Raw genomic sequence first — 21,043 nt, 5'->3', positions numbered from 1 at the left:
ACCGGCCGCCCCACCCGGGCGCCTCGCCACCCACCCACCCGGCCGAAAACGGCCCATCCTGTCCAGGCCCTTGACAAGGCCAATGGTCTGGACCAGTTTGTACGTTCAAACGGTGGCCACCGTTAAGCACCTCCCCCACATCTCCCCCCACGGAGGCCATGCAGTGCACACGCTCAAGTTCCTCGCCGTGGCAGGCGTGCTCGCCGCCGGACTGGCCGTACCCGCGGCCAACGCCGCGCCGGCTTCCGCCCCCGCGCCCGCCCCCACCGCCGCGCCCGCCGCTGTCCCCACCCACGCGGTCACCGGCTACTGGCAGAACTTCAACAACGGCGCGACCGTCCAGACGCTGGCCGAGGTCCAGGACGAGTACGACATCATCGCCGTCGCGTTCGCGGACGCCACCGCCACACCCGGTCAGGTCGACTTCACGCTCGACTCGGCCGGTCTCGGCGGTTACACCGACGACCAGTTCAAGGCCGACGTCGCCGCCAAGCAGGCCGCGGGCAAGTCCGTCGTCATCTCCATCGGCGGCGAGAAGGGCACCGTCGCGGTCAACAACGACGCCTCGGCGAATGCCTTCGCGGACTCCGTGTCCGGGCTGATCGACGAGTACGGCTTCGACGGCGTCGACATCGACCTGGAGAACGGCCTCAACTCCACCTACATGACCCAGGCGTTGAAGTCGATCGCCAGTCAGGCGGGGGACGGCTTCGTCCTGACGATGGCGCCGCAGACCATCGACATGCAGTCGACGTCCAACGAGTACTTCAAGACGGCGCTGGCCGTGAAGGACATCCTCACCGTCGTCAACATGCAGTACTACAACAGCGGTTCGATGCTCGGCTGCGACGGCCAGGTCTACTCACAGGGCTCCGTCGACTTCCTCACCGCCCTCGCCTGCATCCAGCTCGAAGGCGGCCTCGACCCCTCCCAGGTCGGCATCGGCGTCCCCGCCTCGCCGAGCGGGGCGGGCAGCGGCTACGTCGAGCCCGGCATCGTGAACAACGCGCTGGACTGTCTGACCAAGGGCACCAACTGCGGTTCGTTCAAGCCGTCGAAGACCTACCCGGGTCTGCGCGGCGCCATGACCTGGTCCACCAACTGGGACGCGACGGCCGGCAACGCCTGGTCGAACGCGGTCGGCCCGCACGTACACGCCCTGCCGTAGCAACAGCGCATCACCACAAGGACCACCCCCCACAGACCGGTGGCGCCGTCGGACTCCGACGGCGCCACCGTGTGTTCCCGGGGCCCTTACCAGGGCAGGTCCCGTACCTGCTGCACGCACAGGATGACGAACAGCAGCCCGCCCGCCGCCAGCATCACGTTGCTCACCATGCCGTTACGCCATTCGGCAGGCGTACGCGAGGAGTTGAGCAGCCACAGCAGCGTGAGCGCCAGGAACGGCATGAAGAAGGCACCCAGCACGCCGTAGACCACGACCAGGCCGAACGGCTGGTCCAGGAAGAGCAGCCCGATCGGCGGGAAGGTCAGCCAGAGCAGATACGCCCGGAACGGCACCGACCGCTCCCGCGCACCCGAGGCGACCTCCTCGACCGTCCCCTCGCCGACCGCCGCGCCGGTCTTGCGCTCGCGCTGGAAGCGCTCCACGAAGTCCGCGAACATCAGGCTCACGCCGTGCCACACACCCACCAGCGCGCCGAAGGACGTGGCGAAGAAGCCGATCAGGAAGAGCTTCGCCGTCACCACCCCGAAGCGGTCCTCCAGGATCACACCGAGGTCGATGAGGCCCCGGTCGCCGGAGGTGAGCGCGATCTGCGAGGAGTGCAGCAGCTCGGCGCCGATGATCAGCATGGCGACGACGAAGACGCCGGTGGTGAGGTAGGCGACGCGGTTGTCGATCCGCATCACCTTCATCCAGTTGGTGTTGGTCCAGCCCTTGGCGTTGACCCAGTAGCCGTACGCGGCCATGGTGATCGTGCCGCCGACCCCGCCGATCAGGCCGAGGGTGTAGAGCAGCGAGCCGTCCGGCAGTACGGGGGCGAGCCCCGCGAAGGCCGCCCCGAGGTCGGGCGCGACGCGTATCGCGACGTACACGACGATCAGGAACTTCATGCCGATGACGACCGTCATGAACTTCTCGAAGACCAGATACCTGTTGAACCAGACGAACAGCAGGCCGAGCAGCCCGAAGAGGACCGCCCAGGTCTTGAGGCCGGGACCGTCGGGGAAAAGCGCGACCATCGGCAGGGCGCTCGACGACATGGCGGTCGCGCCGTAGACGAAGCCCCAGATCACGACGTAGACCGCGAAGTAGACGGTGGTCCACTGGCCGAGGCTGCGCCAGCCCTCGAACAGGGTGCGGCCGGTGGCGAGATGCCAGCGGCCGGCCGCCTCGGCGAGCGAGATCTTGACGACGCAGCCGATGACGGCCGCCCAGAGCAGCGTGTAACCGAACTTGCTGCCCGCGATGAGGGTGGCGACCAGGTCGCCGGCGCCCACACCGGTCGCGGCCACGACGATGCCGGGACCGATGTACCTCCAACTCGACTTGCGCGGACCGGACTTGCTCGCCGCCGTACCGCTTTCGGTGATATCTGCCATGCGTCGACCTCCACACTCGTCCCCGTAAGTGACTTGGGTCACCAAAGCGGGACGACGAAGATCGCGCAAGAGGGTCGGCGGTCTCGGTTCCGTTTCCGTCGGGTGGGCAGTACGGCCTCCGGGCGGGCGGTACGGCCGCTAGGAGGTCCAGGAGGCCGGATTGTCCCGGCGGCCGAGATAGACGTGGAGGACATGACCGAGATCGCGGAACCATTGGTCCAGCGCCCCGCGGTTACGGGCCTTCACCCCGCACTCGTAGAACTTCCCGCCGGGCAGGACGACGGCCACCATGAGCCGGTGGCCGCCGACGCCCGGTTTCGAGTGGATGCTCTGGATGTCGGCCCACGGGAACTCGGCGCTCTGCCCCTCGAAGTCGAAGGTCACGCCGGTCTCGTCGATGACGATGCCGCTGCGGCTGTCGGCGGCGAGGAACTCCGGGTTCACGTGCGGAGGCGGCTGCTGCGGCGGCTGCGGATTCGCGTACGGATTCGCGTACGCGTTCGGCTCGGGGTACATGGAGCCGTACCGTACCTAAATCACCAGGCTGAGCAGCGCCGCGACCACGAATCCGGCCACCGACAGGACCGTCTCCAGCACCGTCCACGACTTCAGGGTGTCGCGCTCGGAGATGCCGAAGTACTTGGCCACCATCCAGAAGCCGCCGTCGTTGACGTGCGAGGCGAAGATCGAGCCCGCCGAGATCGCCATGATGATCAGCGCGAGATGGGCCTGCGACATGTCCTGGCCCTCGACCAGCGGTACGACGATGCCCGCCGTGGTGACGATCGCGACCGTCGCCGAGCCCTGGGCGACGCGCAGCACGACCGAGATCAGCCACGCCAGCACGATGACCGGCAGACCGACGTCGTTGAAGGTGTCGGCGAGCGCGTCGGCGATGCCGCTGCCCTTGAGTACGGCTCCGAAGACACCGCCCGCGCCGACCACCAGCAGGATGTTGCCGACCGGCTTGAGGGAGGCCGTGGAAACGGTCTCCAGGGACTTGCGGGACCAGCCGCGCCGGATGCCGAGCAGGTAGTACGCGAGCACCAGCGCGATCGTCAGCGCCACGAAGGGGTGGCCGAAGAACTCGACGACCGACCGGAGCGTGCTCGGGTCCAGGGCGATGGAGGAGAACGTCGCCAGCAGGATGAGGATCAGCGGGGTGCCGATGATCGCGAGCACCGTGCCGAGGGCGACCGGCTTCTCGGGCGGGGTGACGCCCGAGGCCTCCTGCTCGGCGGCGACGGCGTTCTTGGCCTCGGCCGCGGCCTCGACCATGTCCTGCGGTACGTCGACGAAGAGGCGCTTTCCGATCCACGCCGCGTAGACCCAGGCGGCGAGGACGGCCGGAACGCCGACGACGACGCCCATCAGGATGACCCAGCCGAGGTCGACGTTGAACAGACCGGCGGCGGCGACGGGACCCGGGTGCGGGGGCAGGAACGCGTGGGTCATGGACAGGCCCGCGAGCAGTGGCATCGCGTACAGCAGGATCGACTTGCCGGAGCGCTTGGCCGCCGCGTACACGATCGGCGCGAGGACGAAGATGCCGACGTCGAAGAAGACCGGGATACCGAAGACGACACCGGTGACGCCCATGGCGAGCGGGGCGCGCTTCTCACCGAAGAGGTTGAGCAGTCGGGTGCTCAACACCTCGGCGCCGCCCGACACTTCGAGGATCGCGCCGAGCATCGTGCCGAGTCCGATGATGATCGCGACGTGGCCGAGGATGCCGCCCATGCCGGACTCGATCATCGAGACGGCGGCGGACTTCTGGACCGTACCGAAGAGTTCGGTCACGGACAGTCCGGCGGCGAGGCCGACGGCTATGGAGACACCGAGGAGCGCGACGAACGGCTGGAGCCTGACCTTGATGATCAGGACGAGGAGGAGAACGATTCCGAGGACGGCGACGGTCAGCAGACCGGCCGTCCCGTCTATGAGAAGGAGCAGTCCACCGGTGTGGGGCGGAGCCTCGGGGGTGGGGGGTGCTTCGGCGGCGAGCAGCATGAGGGGGGACCTCTGGTTCCGTGCATCAGTGCGTGTCGAGCGGGTTTCGGAGCAGGGGGGATCGCGGCAGGGCGCCCGTGGGGTAAGGGGGAAGAGGCGCCGTGCCGGCGACGTGGAGCGATGAACGGTGGGTTCAGCCGAGTACGGCCAGCGCGTCGATCTCGATGAGCAGCCCGGCGGGCAGGCCGACGTACACCGTCGTACGGGCGGCCGGCGCGTCCTTGAGGTTCTGCTCCTCGAAGTAGGTGTTGTAGATCTCGTTCATCTCGGCGAAGTGCGCCACGTCCGTGAGGTAGACGCGCAGCATCATCACGTCGTCCCAGCTCGCGCCGCCCGCCTCCAGCACCGACTTGACGTTGGCGAGGGTCTGGAGCGTCTGCTCGCGCAGCGTCGGTCCCGCGACGGTCGGGGCCTCGCCCGGGACGGCCGGGAGGAAGCCGACCTGCCCGGCGACCTGAAGAATGTTGCCCTTGCGGACGCCGTGGGAGAACTTGGCCGGCGGCGCGGCGTGCGTGGCGGGGACGACTGCGGTCTTCGCGCTCTGGTCGCTCATGAGATCTCTTTCTGAAGAACAGAAGGTACGGGTGCCGGTTGGTGCGCGTTGCCCGAGTACTCACGGCTGATCGCGTCCGCGGTGCGGCGCAACAGCGGGAGCAGGGCGAGGAGTTCGTCGGCGGTGACGACGACATTCGGTGCGGACACCGACATGGCGGCGACGACCCGGCCGTCCGCACCGCGGATCGGGGCCCCGATGCAGTTGATGGACTCCTCGTGGCCACCGAGGTCGGTGGCCCACCCCTGTTCGCGTACGGTCGCCAGCTCCTTGAGGAAGGCGGCGGCGTTCGGGATCGAACGGGGGGTGTACATGGGGAAGTCGAGCCGCTCGGCGAGTGCGCGGCGCTCGGCTTCGGACAGGTCGGCGATGAGCAGCTTGGCGACGGCGGCGACGGTGACGGCGACCGGCTTGCCGATCCGGGAGTACATCCGCACCGGATAGCGGCTCTCGACCTTGTCGATGTAGAGGACCTCGCTGTCCTCTATGACGGCGAGATGGACGGTGTGGCCGCACTGCTCGCCCAGCGCCAGGAGGTGCGGGTGGGCGATCTCACGTACGTCCAGGCTCTCGACGGCCTCCTGCGCGAGCGCGAAGAGGCGGGCGCCGAGGCGGTAGCGCTGGTCCTGCTGGCGGTAGACGAGCCCGTGCTCGTGCAGCGTGCGGAGCAGCCGCAGCGCCGTGGACTTGTGTACGTCGAGCCGCGCGGCGACCTGTCCGAGGTCGGCCGGGCCCTGGGCGAGGAGCGGCAGGATGCTCAGCGCGCGGTCGACGGTCTGGCTCATGAGGTGGGTACCGCTTCCTGTACCGCGTCCTGTACCGCTTCGGGAAGTGTCGCGTCGGCCGCGGCTCCGGACGTCCAGCCGGGGCCGAGTCGCAGCGAGCCCCACGCCTGGTCGTCCAGTGCGGCGAGCCGGTCCGCGTGGGCGCGGGCGGCCGGGACGCAGACGTCGCCCGCGTCGGTGAGTACGGCGGCTGCCATCAGGTGCCCGTGGCGCAGCCGGGCCTCGGTCGGCAGGCCCCGGAGGGTCGCGGACAGGAAACCGGCGGCGAACGCGTCGCCCGCGCCGACGGCGGCGACGACCTCGACGCCGAGGGCGGGCACGGCCGTGACGGTGTCCGCCCCGCTGTCGGCGTCCCGTACGAACGCGGTCGCGCCGTCCGCCCCCGCCTTCACCACCAGCACCGCCGGCTCGGGCAGCGCCTCGCGGATCGCCTCCGGGCTGTGCAGGTCCCAGACCTGCGCGGCCTCGTCGTCGCCGACGAAGACCAGGTCGGCGCCGCGCGCGATCTCCAGCAGCACGTCCGGACCGGAGTCGTCGCGCCAGAGCGCGGGCCGGTGGTTGACGTCGAACGACAGCAGCGGGCGGCCCGCCCGGCGCCCGGCCAGCTCGCGCATCAGGGCGAGGCAGTCGTCCGACAGCGCGGCCGTGATGCCGGACAGGTGCAGGACGCGGCCGGACCACAGGTCGGCGCGGTCCATCGTCTCCGGGGACATCGCGGAGGCGGCCGAGCCCGCCCGGTAGTAGGCGACCTCGTGGGCGGTGGTGGAGCGGTCCGTGGCGGTACGGAAGTAGATGCCGGTCCGGCGGCCGTCCGCGTCGCGGCGTACGGCGGAGGTGTCGACGCCGTACGCGCCGATCGCCTCCACGAGATGGTCGCCGAAGCCGTCCGCGCCGACGCGGCTGATCCACTTCACCGTGTGCCCGGCGGCGGCGAGCGCGCAGGCGACGTTGGACTCGGCGCCGCCGATGGTGCGTGTGAAGGCGGGGACGTCGGCGAGGCGGCCGGGGCGCGAGGGCAGGAAGGTGACCATCGACTCGCCGAGGCAGACGACCTCGGCGGCCTCGGCGGCCTCGGGCGGCCCGCCGGGGCTTGTCGGGTCCGCTGCTACCGGTGCGGGCACTCGGGGCTCCTCGTTCGTCTGTCGGCCGGAGGGCGCCGGGGCTCATCATTGACCCGGCGACGGCTCGGATGTTAGACAGCGTCAAGCGTTATACGCAATGGGCGTTGCACATGTTGCAACGAGATGGACGCACGACAGATGCCTGCACGACAGGATGCGCGACAGGATGCGCGACAGATGGAGGAGACCCTATGACGGTCGGCGGACGACTCGGCGAAGAGCACCTGAGGGACGAGCGTCTCGACCACCGTTTCAAGGGGCTGCCCCCGGACGCCGACGGGCTCACGGTCGCCGAGCTGGCCGCCCAGCGCCGCTCCCTCTTCACCGGCGGTTTCACCACCCCGGTGCTCGCCCTCTCCGCCGAGTCCCTCACCCACAACCTCGCGCTCCTGGAGACGTACTCCGAGCGCCACGGCCTCGCCTTCGCCCCGCACGGCAAGACGTCCATGTCCCCGCAGCTCTTCGCGCGCCAGCTCGACTACGGCGCCTGGGGGATCACCGCCGCGCTCCCCCACCAGGTGCGCGTGTACCGGGCGTTCGGCATCCAGCGGATCTTCCTCGCCAACGAGGTCGTGGACGCGGTCGCGCTGCGCTGGCTCTCCGCCGAGCTGGACAGCGACCCGGGCTTCCGCTTCATCTGTTACGTCGACTCCGTGCGCGGCGTCGAGCTGATGGACGAGGCGCTGCGCGCGGCGGGCGCCTCGCGCCCCGTGGACGTCGTCGTGGAGCTGGGCGCGGGCGAGGGCGCGCGGACCGGCGTCCGTAAGGAGGCGGAGTGCGCGCTGGTCGCCGATGCCGTGGCCGCCACCGGCACGCTGCGGCTGGTCGGCGTCGCCGGTTACGAGGGCGAGGTGCCGCACGCCGACAACGAGACCGTACGCGCCTGGCTGCGCCGGCTGACCGCGCTGGCCGCCGAGTTCGACGCGGCGGGCCGGTTCTCCGGGACCGTGGACGAGATCGTGGTGAGCGCGGGCGGCAGCGCGTGGTTCGACGCGGTCGCGGAGGTCTTCGCCGACATCCCGGTGCTGTCCCGCCCCGTACTGAAGCTGTTGCGCTCCGGGGCTTACGTCTCCCACGACGACGGCCACTACAAGCGGCTGACCCCCTTCAACCGGGTCCCGGCCGAGGGCGCGCTCCAGCCGGCCTTCCGGCTCTGGGCGCAGGTGATCTCGCGCCCGTCGCCCGAGCAGGCGTTCGTCAACGCGGGCAAGCGGGACGCGGCGTACGACCTCGACCTGCCGGAGGCGCAGGTGGTGCGTGACGCGCGCACCGGCGAGATCCGCCCGGCGCGCGGCATCACGGTCACCGGCCTGTCCGACCAGCACGGCAAGCTGCACACGTCGCCCGACGCGGTGATCGAGGTCGGCGACTGGGTGGGCTTCGGTCTGTCGCATCCGTGCACGTCGTTCGACAAGTGGCAGCTGATCCCGCTGGCCGACGCGGACGGCACGGTCACCGACTTCGTCCGTACGTTCTTCTAGGAGCTTGGGAGCTGCTGGGCCATGGATCTCGTCATACGGGACGTGCGTGTCGTCGACGGCACGGGTCAGGACTCCTACCGGGCGGACGTCGGCGTCACCGACGGCCGTATCGCCGAGATCCGGCGGCACGGGTCGGGCGCGGGCGCACCGCTGTCCGCCGCGCGTGTCCTGGACGCCGCGGGCCTCGCCCTCGCCCCCGGCTTCATCGACATGCACGCGCACAGCGACCTCGCCCTGCTGCGCGACCCCGACCACTCGGCGAAGGCCGCACAGGGCGTGACCCTGGAGGTGATCGGCCAGGACGGGCTGTCGTACGCCCCTGTCGACGACGCCACGCTCGCCGAGGTCCGCAGGGCCATCACCGGCTGGAACGGCGGTGCGCCCGGCGACACCTCCGTCGACTTCGACTGGCGGACGGTCGGTGAGTATCTGGACCGGCTCGACCACGGCTTCGACGGCCGGGGCATCGCCGTCAACGCGGCCTATCTCGTCCCGCAGGGCACGGTCCGGATGTACGCGGTCGGCCAGGACGACCGTCCGGCGACCGCCGCCGAGCTGGACCGGATGCGGCAGTTGGTCGCCCAGTCCCTGGAGCAGGGCGCCGTCGGGATGTCGTCGGGGCTGACGTACACCCCGGGCATGTACGCGGACGACGCCGAACTCACCGAGCTGTGCCGGGTGGTGGCCCGCTACGACGGCTACTACTGCCCGCACCACCGCAGTTACGGCGCGGGCGCCCTGCGCGCGTACGAGGAGATGGTCGACCTCACCCGTACGGCCGGCTGCGCGCTCCATCTCGCCCACGCCACCATGAACTTCGGCGTGAACAAGGGCAAGGCACCTGATCTGATCGCCCTGTTGGACAAGGCGCTGGACGGTGGGGCCGACATCTCGCTCGACACCTATCCGTACACCCCGGGCTGCACAACACTCGTGGCGATGCTGCCCAGTTGGGCGAGCGCGGGCGGCCAGGACGCGATCCTGGAGCGGCTGCGGGACGCGGCGACGGCGGAGAAGATCCGGCACCACATGGAGGAGATCGGCGCGGACGGCTGCCACGGTGTGCCCATCGAGTGGGACACCATCGAGATCTCCGGCGTCTCGGACCCGGCGCTCACGGCGCATGTCGGCCGGACGATCGCCGAGACGGCGCGGCTGCGCGGCGAGAGCGGCTGGCTGACCGCCCGCAGGCTGCTGATCGACGACCGGCTGGGCTCGACGATCCTCCAGCACGTGGGGCACGAGGAGAACGTGCGGGAGATCATGCGCCACCCCGTACACACGGGCGGCAGCGACGGCATTCTCCAGGGCGCGAAGCCGCACCCGCGCGCGTACGGCACGTTCCCGCAGTATCTCGGCCGGTACGTAAGGGAGTTGGGCGTCCTGTCACTGGAGGAGTGCGTGGCCCATCTGACCTCCCGCCCGGCGGCCCGCCTGCGCCTCGCGGACCGGGGCCTGATCCGCGAGGGTTACCGCGCGGACCTGGTGCTCTTCGACCCGGAGACGGTGGCGGCGGGCTCGACCTTCGCCTCGCCGCGCACCCTGCCGGTGGGGATCCCGCACGTACTGATCGACGGCCGGTTCGTGATCGAGGACGGGCGGCGTACGGACGTGCTGGCGGGGCGGTCGGTACGCCGTACGCCACGTACTGCCTAGGCGCCCAGGCGCTTAGGCGGTCGCGATCCGCAGGATCAGCGCGGCGACGGCCAGCACGATGAAGACCGCGGCCGGGGCGAACGCGTAGTCCTTCGCCCTGACGTGGAAGATCACGGCGCCGACGAAGTACAGGACGACGCCGACCGCCGCCGCCGCGCCGAGGAACGGCACCCACAGACCGACCAGCAGCCCCAGCGCGCCCGCGGCCTTGAGTGAGGCGAGCCGCGGCAGCCAGGAGTCCGGTACGGCGAGCTTCGCCATGTTGGTGGTGATCGCCTCGCTGCGGCTGGCCATGAAGAACGCCGAGGCGCTGAGAGCGGCGGCGAGCAGGATGCCGACGACGGCATAGGCGATGAACACGGGGACCTCTCGGAAGACGTACAGGGGACCGGTTGGTTCCGGTCGGCCCCACCCTGCGCGCGCCGGCCGCCCGGAGGAAGGCCGGGCCCAGGCTGGTACCGCGAGGGCTACGATCCGCCTCGCGCGCGGGCGTACATTGCCTGGTGTGAGTGACAGCGAGCTTGGCCGGTTCCTCCGGACGCGACGCGAGAGCGTCACCCCCGCCGATGTGGGGCTCCCGGCCGGCAGCCGCCGGCGTACACCCGGGCTGCGCAGGTCCGAGCTGGCCATGCTCGCCGGGATCAGCGTCGAATACCTCGCCCGGCTGGAGCAGGGCCGGGACCGTCACCCGTCCCCGCAGATCCTGGCCGCGCTCGCCGACGCGCTGCGGCTGTCCGTCGAGGCGCGCGGCGAGCTGATGCACGCCTTCAAGATGACAAACGGCTCGATCAAACTCTGCCTCGGCGCCACCCGTCCGCCGGACCGGGAGGTGCGGCCCACGCTGCGCGCCCTGCTCGACCAACTGGAGCCCGCACCGGCCGTGTTGCTGAACCGGCTGGGCGAGGTCGTCGCCCGCACCGGCGGTTACGAACGCCTCTTCGGCCCCGTCGGTCTGCTCGACGCGCCCGTGCCGAGCCTGCCGCGGTTCCTGTTCACCGATCCCCGGGCCCGCGCCGCGTATCCGCAGTGGGAGCGCGCCGCGGACGAGCAGATCGCCCGCGTCAGGAACGACTCCCTGCCCGACGACCCGCATCTGCTCGCGCTGGTCGAGGAGCTGACCCTGCTGGCGGGCCCCGAGTTCACCGAGCGCTGGGAGCTGCCCCTGCGGGCGCCCGAGCACACCGGGGTGCATCGGCTGACGCACCCCGGTGCGGGCGAGCTTCGGCTGGCGGACGAGACGCTGGAGCTGCCCGACGGGCAGGGGTGCCGCCTCGTCGTACACCTGCCGGCCGACGACGCCACGGCCACGGCGCTCGACACGCTCGCGGGCCGCAGGCCGGGCGCGCTGCGCGCGGTCGCCGGGTGATCCCTTACGCCCTGCCGACCCGGTAGATCGACGTCGTACCGCTCACCTCGTTGCCGACCACCAGCAGCGCCTCACCCGTCGGGCTGTCCTTCGCCGGGACGAACAGCACGCCCTCCGGACCCAGGTCCCCCGCCGTACCGGCCTCCGGATCGCCGTCGAAATCGCGGGAGTTGACGTATCCGGCGGCCTTCGGGCGGCGCGGGTCGCTCAGGTCGTACGCCGCGACGCCGCCGGGCCGCTCCAGGCCGACGAAGGCGTACGTCGTACCGCGCACCGATCCCGTGGTGATGCCCTCCGGCTCGGGGCCCTTGCTGTCGCTGCGGCTGTCGGGGTCGTTCTCGGCGTTGTCGGTGTTGAAGTTCTCCGGGAACGCCTTCGCCGTCAGCTGCTCCAGGTCGTCCCCGGAGTCCCAGACGAGCCGGCCGCGCTCGTCGCGTACGGAGATGGAGCGACCGCCCAGCGAGTTCAGCTCGGTGACCCGGCCCTGGCTGTCACGCGGTGAGGTGCTGGTGATGTTGAGGCGGCCGAGCGCGTCGTCCTTCTGGAGCGCGGCGGCGTCCGGGAACGCCTTCGGGTTCAGCTCGACGTCCTTGACCCGTACCTCCTCGGCGAAGCAGTCCCAGTCGCGGGCGTCGCCCTCGTTGGCGCTGACGGTGTACTCGCCGCGCGAGGAGCCGCCGCGCGCGGTGAAGGCGTGGATCCCGTCGGGCTTGTAGAGGCCCTTGACCGGCCAGGTACGGATGTTCACGCCGTCCTTGTCGGAGGCGTCCAGGCCGTTGCCGGGCCTGGAGTGGTCCTTCTCGCCGAGCGGGACGATCTTCTCGACCTCGGCGCGGCGCAGGTCGACGAGCGCGAGCGCGTTGTTCTCCTGGAGGGTGACCCAGGCGGTGCGGCCGTCCTCGGACACCGCCACGTACTCGGGCTCGATGTCCTGGCTGACGGAGGCGTTCGGGCCGTAGATCAGTACGCCGTCCCGGGTCAGCTCCTTCTTCTTGCGGTCCCACTTCTCGAAACCGGCGGTACGGGCGGTGGCGCGGCGCAGGTCGCCGCTGCGGCCCCGGTCCAGGTCGATCACGCTGATCGAGCCGACGGGGTCGGTGCCGGCGGGCTCCTCGCCGCCGGGCGGGCAGTACGAGTCGGGCTCGCCCTCGTTCGCGACGACGACGCGGTCACCCTCCGGGGTGAACGTCACCATGTCGGGCAGGGCGCCGACGCGTACCTCTTTCAGCTTGCGGCCGTCGGAGGCGCGGAAGAACGAGACGGTGCCCCGGTCGGTCTTGGCCTCGGCCTGCTGGGCGACGGCGACCAGGCCGTCGTGGATGCTGACGCTGTTGGCGCCGGGCGTGGCCAGCTGGCCGGTCTTACGGGGCTCGGCGGGGTTCCGGATGTCGAGGATGTCGACGGTGCCGGCCTGCGCGTTGATCGTGAAGACCCGGCGGGTCCGGGCGTCGTACGCGGTGATCTCCGCGCCGCCCTCGTCGTACTTGCCGCTCTCGTAGCGGCCGAGGAGGGTGAGGTCGAGCGTGCCGCCGTGGCTGTCGCCGTGGCCGGGCTTTCCGTGCGAGCCGTGCGAGCCGGTGGCCTGCGCCGACGGCAGCAGTGCGGTGGTGGCGGCCATGACCGTGACGGTGGCCAGGGCGAGGAGTGTGCTGCGCTTCTTCATGAGCGCCCAGCGTTGTGTGAACCCCCGCTGCCCGGGTGAACTGATCGTGCCTCCCAGGTGAACACTGCCTCAACAAAATGCGGGCCTGCCGGGCGGCCCGCCGGGCGTCCCATCGGGCGTGCCCCCACCCTCCCCGTCTCACACTCCGGACCGACGTGGTCAAAAACACCAGGCGCCTCGCGAAACCCGGTCGTAAGCTCGCCGTCATGCAGGTCATCCAGTCAACCAAGCTCGCCAATGTCTGTTACGAGATCCGGGGTCCCGTCCTCGACGAGGCGATGCGGCTGGAGGCAGCAGGCCACCGCATCCTCAAGCTCAACACCGGGAACCCGGCGGCCTTCGGCTTCGAATGCCCGCCCGAGATCCTGGAGGACGTCCTCCGCAACCTCGGCGACGCGCACGGCTACGGCGACGCGAAGGGTCTGCTCTCCGCACGGCGCGCGGTGATGCAGCACTACCAGACCAAGGACATCGAGCTGGACGTCGAGGACATCTACCTCGGCAACGGCGTGTCCGAGCTGATCCAGATGTCGATGCAGGCACTGCTCGACGACGGCGACGAGGTCCTCGTACCGGCGCCGGACTATCCGCTCTGGACCGCGTCCGTGTCCCTGGCCGGCGGGACCGCCGTGCACTACCGCTGCGACGAGCAGGCGGAGTGGATGCCGGACCTGGCCGACGTCGAGCGCAAGATCACCGACCGCACCAAGGCGATCGTGATCATCAACCCGAACAACCCGACCGGCGCTGTCTACAGCGACGAGATGCTGCGCGGCCTCACGGAGATCGCCCGCAGGCACAGCCTGATCGTCTGCTCGGACGAGATCTACGACCGGATCCTCTACGACGGTGCGACCCACACCCCGACCGCCGCCATCGCGCCCGACCTGCTGACCCTCACCTTCAACGGCCTGTCGAAGAACTACCGCGTCGCCGGCTTCCGCTCCGGCTGGCTGGCGGTCTGCGGCCCGAAGAAGCACGCGACGTCCTACATCGAGGGCCTGACGATCCTGGCCAACATGCGGCTGTGCGCCAACATGCCGTCGCAGCACGCGGTGGCGACGGCGCTGGGCGGCCGGCAGTCGATCGACGACCTCGTCCTGCCGGGCGGACGCATCCTGGAGCAGCGGAACACGGCGTACGACCTGCTGACGCAGATCCCGGGCGTCACGTGCGTGAAGCCGAAGGGCGCGCTGTATCTCTTCCCGCGGCTCGATCCGAAGGTCTACAAGATCAAGGACGACCGGCAGATGGTCCTCGACCTGCTCCAGCGCGAGAAGATCATGGTCGTGCACGGGACGGGCTTCAACTGGCCGGAGCCCGACCACTTCCGCATCGTGACACTCCCGGCGGCCCGGGAGCTGGCGGACGCGGTGACCCGGATCGGGAACTTCCTGGACGGCTACTCGCAGCCGTAGAACCAGAAGCTCGACACGACTCAACTTTAGACTGATTCCAATGTAGGGTGGTCTCCTGACGACGCCAGGAGACCATCCCCATGTACGAGCCGATCCGCACCAAGTCGGTCCACTCGATGGCCGACGCCGACTTCCCCCACCGCACGCGCGAGGAGGAGCTGGACATCCAGCTCGCCGGCCACCTCGCGGCACTGCTGGCCGTCACCGACGACCTCGGCCTCGACCAGGCGGCGACCCTGATCGCCCACCAGGTCACCCGCCTACGCGGCACCCCACCGGCCCGTAGCTCCACCCCGGCCCCCGACTCCCCCGCAACCCTGCACCGCCGCGCGCTGGCCCTGGCGGGCCGAGCACTGGTGGTCGCGGCCTCCCGAGCGGACACGGCGGCGGCAATCCTCGCGGCGGAACGCATGGACGCCCACACGGCGGCGCTCCGAACCCCGGAGAACGAGCCGGCCGAGCCGCTGGCAGCGGCCACGCGCTGACGTCAGGGACGCGGCGCCTTCTCTCCGTGCACCGTTGTGTACTCCGCCGCCAGCCACGGGCCCAGGTCGTCGATGAGCATCCCGAGTACCGCCCGGTCGGCCGAAGGCGCGCGGCCGGTGGAGGCCGCGGTGCGCATCTGGGTGGCGCGTTCGGGGTAGTAGCGGCCGAAGAGTTCGGCCGACTCCTCCAGGTCACTGGTCCAGCCGCCCCAGCCGGGCATGACCAGGGTGAATCCGGTGCGGACGGTGCGGCGGGCCACGAGTCGGCTGAGCGTTCTGCGATCGGCGTCCGTGGCGGCTTCGGCGAACTTCGTACGCCAGCGTGGAAGTACGCGGGCGAGGTCGCCGTTCGTCTCGCGGGCGAGCAGGGCGGTGGGACGGTAGCGGGGCAGTCGCTTCGCGAGGTCGTCGCCGAGCAGCGGGGTGCAGAGGCAGGCGATGAAGAACCCGGCATCGTGACGTTCGAGGTCGCTGAGCAGACCAGTTGCGCTGGTGAGCAGGATCCCGACGCCGTCGATCTGGGGGAACGCACGGTCGAGAGCGGCCTCGATCGCATCGGCGTCGGTGCGGTCTGCCTCGGTCGGCTCGTCGTGGAGGGCGAGCTGAACGTCGAGGTCGGAGACCCCGGGGGTGGCGGTGCCGCGCGGGACGCTCCCGTAGAGGTACGCACTGTGCAGGCGGGCGCCGCCGAACGTCTCGGCGATGCGGGCGCGGGCCGAGTCGACGACGGGGACGAACGCCGGCTGGACCCGGTCCAGGGCGCCTTCGCGTGCGATCGTCCCGTCGGGGTCCAGCCCTCGTCCGCTCATGGGGTCACTGTGCCGCGAACAGGTGTCGGCGGCGACCGCGTTCCGCGTCGCGGGCTCATCTCGGGCGGCACCCGGCACCCCGGCACCCCGGCCCCCATCGGCGTCAGCAGATCTTGCCGCGCCGGGCCGCGGTGGCCCTGAGCAGATCCCGCAACAGGCCGAAGTCGATGCTCTCCGGCCTACGGAACCGCAGGCAGCCCTTACCCATGTCCTGCCCGGCGAGCCGTTCCTCGAACGCCTCACGAACGTCACCGCGCATGAGGTAGAAGGCGATGTACTGCTTCTGGCTGGCGAACGCGATCTCGCACGCGCCGTCCCGCTCGTACGCGGGCATCCCGTACGCCATGACCTCGTCGAAGCCCACCAACTCCTCTCGGCACAGCTGCCGCACCTGGGCCAGCACGACCGTGCGTCCCTGAGGGACCTCGGTCAGGTAGCCGTCGACATCGCTCGCCTCGCTCCGCATTTCGTGAGGTTATGCCGGATTCGGAGCCCCTATCAACATCTCGAAGGGCACCTAGAGCCTGTTCCTGGTGCGTTGCGGCGTGATCGAGTACGGGATGACATCCTTCTGGACCGGTGAACGGGTACGTCTACGCGCTGTCGAGCCCGACGACTGGACCGCTTTCATGCGCTTCGCAGAGGACGAGGAGCGGCTGGGAGACCTGCTGAACCCGCCCCGGTCCGCCGAGAGCTTCCGTGCCTGGGCCAGGGAACAGGCCGCCGCCAAGTCCGACGGCGACTGCTTCGGGTTGGTGATCGAAGCCGTCGACACGGGCGAGACAGTCGGTGCGATCGGTTCGCGTCAGGCCGATCCGCGTGCGGGCTGGTTCGAGTACGGCGTCACGATGGGCGCCGGACATCGGCGCAAGGGCTACGCGGCGGAGGCGGTGGTGATGCTGCTGCGCTTCATGTTCGCCGAGCGGCGTTTTCACAAGTGCGGCGCGCGGGTCTTCGCGCACAACGAGGCGTCGCTGGCCTTGCACCGTCGGCTCGGTTTCGTAGAGGAGGGTCGCCTCCGCGATCACGTGTTCTTCGCCGGTCGGCACCACGATCTCGTCATGATGGGCATGCTGGCCGGCGAGTTCGCCGAACTGCACCCGATGAGGGAAGTGTGAGGTTGTCAGCCAGGGTCCGGCGTGGCATCGGAGTCGTCGGCGTCGTCGTCGGAGTCGTCCCACTTCCAGCCGGTCTCGGGGAACTGCTCCAACAGCGCGGAGAAGGACGCCGCCTGGTGGATCGCGGACGACCAGTCCCCCGCGGAGACGTCGAGCGTGATCAGCGGAGGAGGGGAGGGTCCTGGCGGAAGTCGTAGGCGAGCAGTTCGCGGCTGCCGTCGCCGCCGATGACGACGGCACCGGGGAAGCGCTTCTGGAACTCCCCGGCCTCGTTGATGTCGATCAGTTCCGCCGGTGAGTAGATCATCAGGAAGTCGTCGGCAGGGGGAACGAACTCGCTCATGGCTCCCCTCGTGGCCAGGAAGTCGAGGTAGTCCTGGGGGAAGCGGAGTGCGAAGTGGCGCTGTGCTGCGGCGATTTGGTCGTCGGTCGGGCTCATGAGGCGGTTCCAGCAGGGCGGATCCGGCCGGCGGGGCATCAGCACTGCCACAGGAACGCGGCCTCGTGGCAGGGCGCGCACGTGAAGACGTAACCCGCGCCGCCGCCGCCGAAGTTGGCCGAGGTCTTGTGGTCGTAGCCCTCTTCGAGTTGGGCCGCGAAGTTCATCGGGGTGGCGCAGGCGGGGCAGTGGGGTGTCTCGTCGTTCTGGATCCAGAGCGGTACGCCGCCGAGCTGGCCCAGAATCTCCTGGCCCGAGCCGCCGGTGGTGGCCGTGAAGGTGCCGATCGCCTTGCCGTAGTCGGGGGTGTCCAGTTGTCTGGGGCTGATCGCGGTGACCGCGCCGAGGAGCGTTTCGCTGTCGGGCGGCGGCGAGGCCGGGGTCAGGGCGAGTGGCTCCGTGTCGAAGAGGTACGCGCGGTTCGCGCCGGCCGTCGCGTTCCAGTCGTCGCACATGCCCGGGTCGTTCTGGCACATGAAGACCGCCACCACGCCTGCTTCGAGCGGCAGATGGGCGAGGAACCGCATGGCGCCCGCGCACTCGCGGCACTTCGGCCAGGTGAATCCGTCCGGTACGAGCGGGAGGCCGCCGGTGCGGAGTGACGGCGACCGGGGGTCGGCCTCACCCGCGTAGATCATCAGGTTCACCACGCCGGTCAGTGTAGGGCGCGGCACGCACACCGAGGCCCCCGGAGCCGTGAGGGATGGGCTCCGGGGGCTGTTCTCGGAGGGTGGTCAGGGGGGCGGAGGGTCAGGACAGGCGGGCCACCAACGCCTCGTACTCCGCCCACAGTTCCGGCGGCGTGTGCGTGCCGAAGGTGTTCAGGTGGGCCGGGACCAGGGATGCCTCCTCGCGCCAGACCTCCTTGTCGACCGTGAGCAGGAAGTCGAGGTCCGCGTCCGAGAGGTCGAGGCCGGTCGTGTCCAGGGCGCCCTTCGCCGGGAGGATGCCGATCGGGGAGTCGACGCCCTCGCCCTTGCCCTCCAGGCGCTCCACGATCCACTTCAGTACGCGGCCGTTCTCGCCGAAGCCGGGCCAGACGAACTTGCCCGCCTCGTTCTTGCGGAACCAGTTGACGTAGTAGATCTTCGGGAGCTTGGACTCCTCACCACGAGCCGCCGCCGTGGCGCCGATCTTGACCCAGTGGGCCATGTAGTCGCCCATGTTGTAGCCGCAGAACGGCAGCATCGCGAAGGGGTCGCGGCGCAGCTCGCCCACCTTGCCCTCGGCTGCCGCGGTCTTCTCGGAGGCGACGTTCGCGCCGAGGAAGACGCCGTGCTGCCAGTTGAACGACTCCGTCACCAGCGGTACGGCGGAGGCCCGCCGCCCGCCGAAGAGGATCGCCGAGATCGGGACGCCCTTGGGGTCCTCCCATTCGGGCGCGATGATCGGGCACTGGCCGGCCGGCACGGTGAAGCGGGCGTTGGGGTGGGCGGCCGGGGTCCCGGACTCCGGGGTCCAGTCGTTGCCCTTCCAGTCCGTGAGGTGCGCGGGCGGCTCCTCGGTCATGCCCTCCCACCACACGTCGCCGTCGTCGGTGAGCGCGACGTTCGTGAAGACGGAGTTGCCCCACATCGTCTTCATGGCATTGGCGTTGGTGTGCTCACCGGTGCCGGGCGCGACGCCGAAGAAGCCCGCCTCCGGGTTGATCGCGTACAGCCTGCCGTCCTCGCCGAACCGCATCCACGCGATGTCGTCGCCGATCGTCTCGACGGTCCAGCCGGAGATGGTGGGCTCCAGCATCGCGAGGTTGGTCTTGCCGCAGGCCGAAGGGAAGGCGGCGGCGAGATACGTCGGGGCCTCGGCCTCGCCGCGCGGCGGGGTGAGCTTGAGGATCAGCATGTGCTCGGCGAGCCAGCCCTCGTCGCGCGCCATGACGGAGGCGATGCGCAGCGCGTAACACTTCTTGCCCAGCAGCGCGTTGCCGCCGTATCCGGAGCCGTACGACCAGATCTCGCGGTCCTCGGGGAAGTGCGAGATGTACTTGGTGGTGTTGCACGGCCACGGCACGTCGGCCTCGCCGGGGGCGAGCGGCGCGCCCAGCGTGTGGACGGCCTTGACGAAGAAGCCGTCGTCGCCGAGTTCGTCGAGGACGTGCTGTCCCATGCGGGTCATGGTGCGCATGGAGGCCGCGACGTACGCGGAGTCGGTGATCTCGACGCCGATCGCGGAGAGCGGCGAGCCGACCGGGCCCATGCAGAACGGGACGACGTACATGGTCCTGCCGCGCATCGAGCCGCGGAAGACACCCTGCTCGCCGGTGAAGATGTCGCGCATCTCCGCCGGGGCCTTCCACTTGTTCGTGGGGCCCGCGTCCTCCTCCTTCTCGGAGCAGATGAACGTACGGTCCTCGACACGCGCCACGTCGGTGGGGTCGGAGGCCGCGTAGTACGAGTTGGGGCGCTTGATCGGGTCGAGCTTCGTGAACGTGCCCTTCGCCACGAGCTCCCCGCACAGGCGCTCGTACTCGGCCTCCGAGCCGTCGCACCAGATCACCCGGTCCGGCTGCGTGAGAGCCGCGATCTCGTCGACCCAGGTCACCAACTCCTGGTGGCCGGTCGGGGCGGTGGGAGCCACGGGATTGAGGGGGTCTCCGCTGGAAACCTCTGCGTCGCGCGCCACGGTTACTCCTTGATGAGGGTTTGTAGGTGTATGCCCCGTGGGGGCTGCGACCCGGACGCTTCGTTATCGCTCATCCGGTGCCGACCGCACTCATTTGATCATCCGACCCCCGCGCCCATCTGTCCAGAGGGCCGCACACGTGAGCATCGCCACTCCCACCTGTCCCCTGCCGGTGCGCGGACCGCCTTAAGCAGCCATACCTATCCGGAACCTACGGTCCCGTAGGTAGCATGAGCGCATGACTTCTCCCGCGTCCGACTCGCTCGCGAACCCTCGACAACCCGAAGGGGGACCGACCGAGATCCAGCTGCCGACCCCGGCCAAGCCGATGATGCGCGGCTGGCTGCACATGGGGATGTTCCCGGCCGTCGTGATCGCGGGAGTCGCGCTGATCGCACTGGCCGAGTCCACCGAGGCGCGGGTCGCCTGCGCGATCTTCGTCGCCACGGCCTGTCTCCTCTTCGGCGTCAGCGGCGTCTACCACCGCGGCAATTGGGGCCCGCGGGGCGAGGCCGTGCTGCGCCGGCTCGATCACGCCAATATCTTCCTGATCATCGCGGGCACCTACACCCCGCTGACGGTGCTGCTGCTGCCCGACTCGACCGGCCGGACGCTGCTGTGGGCGGTCTGGATCGCGGCTGCGGGCGGTATCGCGTTCCGGGTCTTCTGGGTCGGCGCGCCGCGCTGGCTCTACACCCCCTGCTACATCGCGATGGGCTGGGCCGCCGTCTTCTTCCTGCCGGACTTCCTGCGTACGGGCGGGATCGTCGTCCTCGTCCTGATCGTCGTCGGCGGGCTGCTCTACAGCGCGGGCGGTGTGATCTACGGGCTCAAGCGCCCCAACCCGTCACCGCGGTGGTTCGGCTTCCACGAGGTCTTCCACTCGCTCACGCTCGCCGCGTTCGTCGTGCATTACGTCGGGATCTCACTGGTGGCGTACAAGCACAACTGA

At 70.1% G+C, this 21,043-nt stretch carries 21 protein-coding genes; 8 read left to right on the top strand and 13 right to left on the bottom strand.

Annotated elements, in window-relative coordinates; translation table 11 throughout:
* Positions 1-112 precede the first annotated feature (112 nt).
* Entirely contained in the window at positions 113-1,168 is a 1,056-nt protein-coding gene (locus ACFT9I_RS19810; protein ID WP_382565892.1) for a chitinase, read from the top strand.
* 86 nt (positions 1,169-1,254) lie between these two features.
* Here the strand turns inward: ACFT9I_RS19810 and ACFT9I_RS19805 are convergent, their stop codons facing one another.
* From ACFT9I_RS19805 to ACFT9I_RS19780, 6 genes are all read right to left on the bottom strand, one after another.
* Positions 1,255-2,565, bottom strand: coding sequence for an Nramp family divalent metal transporter (locus ACFT9I_RS19805; protein WP_382565890.1), 1,311 nt, complete (start codon positions 2,563-2,565; stop codon positions 1,255-1,257).
* 138 nt (positions 2,566-2,703) lie between these two features.
* Positions 2,704-3,081, bottom strand: coding sequence for a hypothetical protein (locus tag ACFT9I_RS19800; protein WP_382565889.1), 378 nt, complete (start codon positions 3,079-3,081; stop codon positions 2,704-2,706).
* A gap of 15 nt (positions 3,082-3,096) precedes the next feature.
* Positions 3,097-4,575: a GntP family permease gene (locus ACFT9I_RS19795; protein WP_382565887.1), complete on the bottom strand. Its 1,479-nt coding sequence runs from the start codon at positions 4,573-4,575 to the stop codon at positions 3,097-3,099.
* 133 nt (positions 4,576-4,708) lie between these two features.
* Complete coding sequence (locus ACFT9I_RS19790; protein WP_382565885.1) at positions 4,709-5,128, bottom strand: RidA family protein; 420 nt, start codon at positions 5,126-5,128, stop codon at positions 4,709-4,711.
* On the bottom strand, positions 5,125-5,913 hold the full coding sequence (locus tag ACFT9I_RS19785) for an IclR family transcriptional regulator (RefSeq protein WP_382565883.1): 789 nt from the start codon (positions 5,911-5,913) through the stop codon (positions 5,125-5,127). Before ACFT9I_RS19785 ends, ACFT9I_RS19790 begins: the two co-directional genes overlap by 4 nt.
* Positions 5,910-7,034 (bottom strand): sugar kinase, encoded by a 1,125-nt coding sequence (locus tag ACFT9I_RS19780; protein WP_382565881.1) that lies wholly within the window; start codon positions 7,032-7,034, stop codon positions 5,910-5,912. Before ACFT9I_RS19780 ends, ACFT9I_RS19785 begins: the two co-directional genes overlap by 4 nt.
* Before the next feature lie 191 nt (positions 7,035-7,225).
* Here ACFT9I_RS19780 and ACFT9I_RS19775 point away from each other — a divergent pair, with 191 nt between their 5' ends.
* Both ACFT9I_RS19775 and ACFT9I_RS19770 read left to right on the top strand, forming a co-directional pair.
* A complete protein-coding gene (locus ACFT9I_RS19775) occupies positions 7,226-8,515 on the top strand; it encodes an amino acid deaminase (RefSeq protein ID WP_382565879.1) in 1,290 nt (429 codons plus the stop codon).
* 21 nt (positions 8,516-8,536) lie between these two features.
* A complete protein-coding gene (locus ACFT9I_RS19770; RefSeq protein WP_382565877.1) occupies positions 8,537-10,171 on the top strand; it encodes an amidohydrolase family protein in 1,635 nt (544 codons plus the stop codon).
* 12 nt (positions 10,172-10,183) lie between these two features.
* On the opposite strand, the gene ACFT9I_RS19765 is transcribed toward ACFT9I_RS19770, so the two are convergent.
* The gene (locus ACFT9I_RS19765) at positions 10,184-10,531 is read right to left on the bottom strand and encodes a DoxX family protein (protein WP_382565875.1); all 348 of its coding nucleotides are present in this window, start codon (positions 10,529-10,531) and stop codon (positions 10,184-10,186) included.
* 145 nt (positions 10,532-10,676) lie between these two features.
* On the opposite strand from ACFT9I_RS19765, the gene ACFT9I_RS19760 reads away from it, so the two are divergent.
* Positions 10,677-11,537: a helix-turn-helix domain-containing protein gene (locus ACFT9I_RS19760; protein WP_382565874.1), complete on the top strand. Its 861-nt coding sequence runs from the start codon at positions 10,677-10,679 to the stop codon at positions 11,535-11,537.
* Between the two features lie 4 nt (positions 11,538-11,541).
* Here ACFT9I_RS19760 and ACFT9I_RS19755 read toward each other — a convergent pair whose 3' ends face one another.
* Complete coding sequence (locus ACFT9I_RS19755) at positions 11,542-13,200, bottom strand: choice-of-anchor I family protein (RefSeq protein WP_382565872.1); 1,659 nt, start codon at positions 13,198-13,200, stop codon at positions 11,542-11,544.
* A 206-nt stretch (positions 13,201-13,406) separates the two neighbouring features.
* Here ACFT9I_RS19755 and ACFT9I_RS19750 point away from each other — a divergent pair, with 206 nt between their 5' ends.
* Together ACFT9I_RS19750 and ACFT9I_RS19745 are read left to right on the top strand one after the other, a co-directional pair.
* Positions 13,407-14,618 carry a pyridoxal phosphate-dependent aminotransferase gene (locus ACFT9I_RS19750; RefSeq protein ID WP_382565870.1) on the top strand — a complete coding sequence of 404 codons (1,212 nt, stop codon included), beginning with the start codon at positions 13,407-13,409 and terminating at the stop codon, positions 14,616-14,618.
* Positions 14,619-14,698: 80 nt separating this feature from the next.
* Positions 14,699-15,103: a hypothetical protein gene (locus ACFT9I_RS19745; RefSeq protein ID WP_382565869.1), complete on the top strand. Its 405-nt coding sequence runs from the start codon at positions 14,699-14,701 to the stop codon at positions 15,101-15,103.
* Between the two features lie 2 nt (positions 15,104-15,105).
* Here the strand turns inward: ACFT9I_RS19745 and ACFT9I_RS19740 are convergent, their stop codons facing one another.
* Together ACFT9I_RS19740 and ACFT9I_RS19735 are read right to left on the bottom strand one after the other, a co-directional pair.
* Positions 15,106-15,912: a nucleotidyltransferase gene (locus ACFT9I_RS19740; RefSeq protein ID WP_382565867.1), complete on the bottom strand. Its 807-nt coding sequence runs from the start codon at positions 15,910-15,912 to the stop codon at positions 15,106-15,108.
* A 103-nt stretch (positions 15,913-16,015) separates the two neighbouring features.
* A complete protein-coding gene (locus ACFT9I_RS19735; RefSeq protein ID WP_382565865.1) occupies positions 16,016-16,378 on the bottom strand; it encodes an iron chaperone in 363 nt (120 codons plus the stop codon).
* 94 nt (positions 16,379-16,472) lie between these two features.
* Between ACFT9I_RS19735 and ACFT9I_RS19730 the strand changes: the two genes are divergently transcribed.
* A complete protein-coding gene (locus ACFT9I_RS19730) occupies positions 16,473-17,030 on the top strand; it encodes a GNAT family N-acetyltransferase (RefSeq protein ID WP_382565862.1) in 558 nt (185 codons plus the stop codon).
* Positions 17,031-17,190: 160 nt separating this feature from the next.
* Here the strand turns inward: ACFT9I_RS19730 and ACFT9I_RS19725 are convergent, their stop codons facing one another.
* From ACFT9I_RS19725 to ACFT9I_RS19715, 3 genes are all read right to left on the bottom strand, one after another.
* Positions 17,191-17,469: an SMI1/KNR4 family protein gene (locus ACFT9I_RS19725; RefSeq protein ID WP_382565860.1), complete on the bottom strand. Its 279-nt coding sequence runs from the start codon at positions 17,467-17,469 to the stop codon at positions 17,191-17,193.
* A gap of 38 nt (positions 17,470-17,507) precedes the next feature.
* Complete coding sequence (locus tag ACFT9I_RS19720; protein WP_382565859.1) at positions 17,508-18,119, bottom strand: hypothetical protein; 612 nt, start codon at positions 18,117-18,119, stop codon at positions 17,508-17,510.
* 100 nt (positions 18,120-18,219) lie between these two features.
* Positions 18,220-20,046, bottom strand: a complete 1,827-nt coding sequence (locus tag ACFT9I_RS19715) for a phosphoenolpyruvate carboxykinase (GTP) (RefSeq protein ID WP_382566002.1) — start codon at positions 20,044-20,046, stop codon at positions 18,220-18,222.
* A 373-nt stretch (positions 20,047-20,419) separates the two neighbouring features.
* Between ACFT9I_RS19715 and ACFT9I_RS19710 the strand changes: the two genes are divergently transcribed.
* Complete coding sequence (locus tag ACFT9I_RS19710) at positions 20,420-21,043, top strand: hemolysin III family protein (RefSeq protein ID WP_382566001.1); 624 nt, start codon at positions 20,420-20,422, stop codon at positions 21,041-21,043.

The organism is Streptomyces sp. NPDC057137 (assembly GCF_042670825.1).
GTDB lineage: Bacteria > Actinomycetota > Actinomycetes > Streptomycetales > Streptomycetaceae > Streptomyces.
This window is presented reverse-complemented; position numbering and strand designations above follow the sequence as displayed.

Coding starts and splice junctions, on each gene's coding strand:
- ACFT9I_RS19775 (WP_382565879.1), top strand. CDS start 7,226: ATGACGGTCGGCGGACGACTCGGCGAAGAGCACCTGAGGGACGAGCGT.
- ACFT9I_RS19710 (WP_382566001.1), top strand. CDS start 20,420: ATGATGCGCGGCTGGCTGCACATGGGGATGTTCCCGGCCGTCGTGATC.
- ACFT9I_RS19795 (WP_382565887.1), bottom strand. CDS start 4,575: ATGCTGCTCGCCGCCGAAGCACCCCCCACCCCCGAGGCTCCGCCCCAC.
- ACFT9I_RS19800 (WP_382565889.1), bottom strand. CDS start 3,081: ATGTACCCCGAGCCGAACGCGTACGCGAATCCGTACGCGAATCCGCAG.
- ACFT9I_RS19750 (WP_382565870.1), top strand. CDS start 13,407: ATGCAGGTCATCCAGTCAACCAAGCTCGCCAATGTCTGTTACGAGATC.
- ACFT9I_RS19785 (WP_382565883.1), bottom strand. CDS start 5,913: ATGAGCCAGACCGTCGACCGCGCGCTGAGCATCCTGCCGCTCCTCGCC.
- ACFT9I_RS19745 (WP_382565869.1), top strand. CDS start 14,699: ATGTACGAGCCGATCCGCACCAAGTCGGTCCACTCGATGGCCGACGCC.
- ACFT9I_RS19805 (WP_382565890.1), bottom strand. CDS start 2,565: ATGGCAGATATCACCGAAAGCGGTACGGCGGCGAGCAAGTCCGGTCCG.
- ACFT9I_RS19725 (WP_382565860.1), bottom strand. CDS start 17,469: ATGAGCCCGACCGACGACCAAATCGCCGCAGCACAGCGCCACTTCGCA.
- ACFT9I_RS19770 (WP_382565877.1), top strand. CDS start 8,537: ATGGATCTCGTCATACGGGACGTGCGTGTCGTCGACGGCACGGGTCAG.
- ACFT9I_RS19790 (WP_382565885.1), bottom strand. CDS start 5,128: ATGAGCGACCAGAGCGCGAAGACCGCAGTCGTCCCCGCCACGCACGCC.
- ACFT9I_RS19755 (WP_382565872.1), bottom strand. CDS start 13,200: ATGAAGAAGCGCAGCACACTCCTCGCCCTGGCCACCGTCACGGTCATG.
- ACFT9I_RS19740 (WP_382565867.1), bottom strand. CDS start 15,912: ATGAGCGGACGAGGGCTGGACCCCGACGGGACGATCGCACGCGAAGGC.
- ACFT9I_RS19730 (WP_382565862.1), top strand. CDS start 16,473: ATGACATCCTTCTGGACCGGTGAACGGGTACGTCTACGCGCTGTCGAG.
- ACFT9I_RS19735 (WP_382565865.1), bottom strand. CDS start 16,378: ATGCGGAGCGAGGCGAGCGATGTCGACGGCTACCTGACCGAGGTCCCT.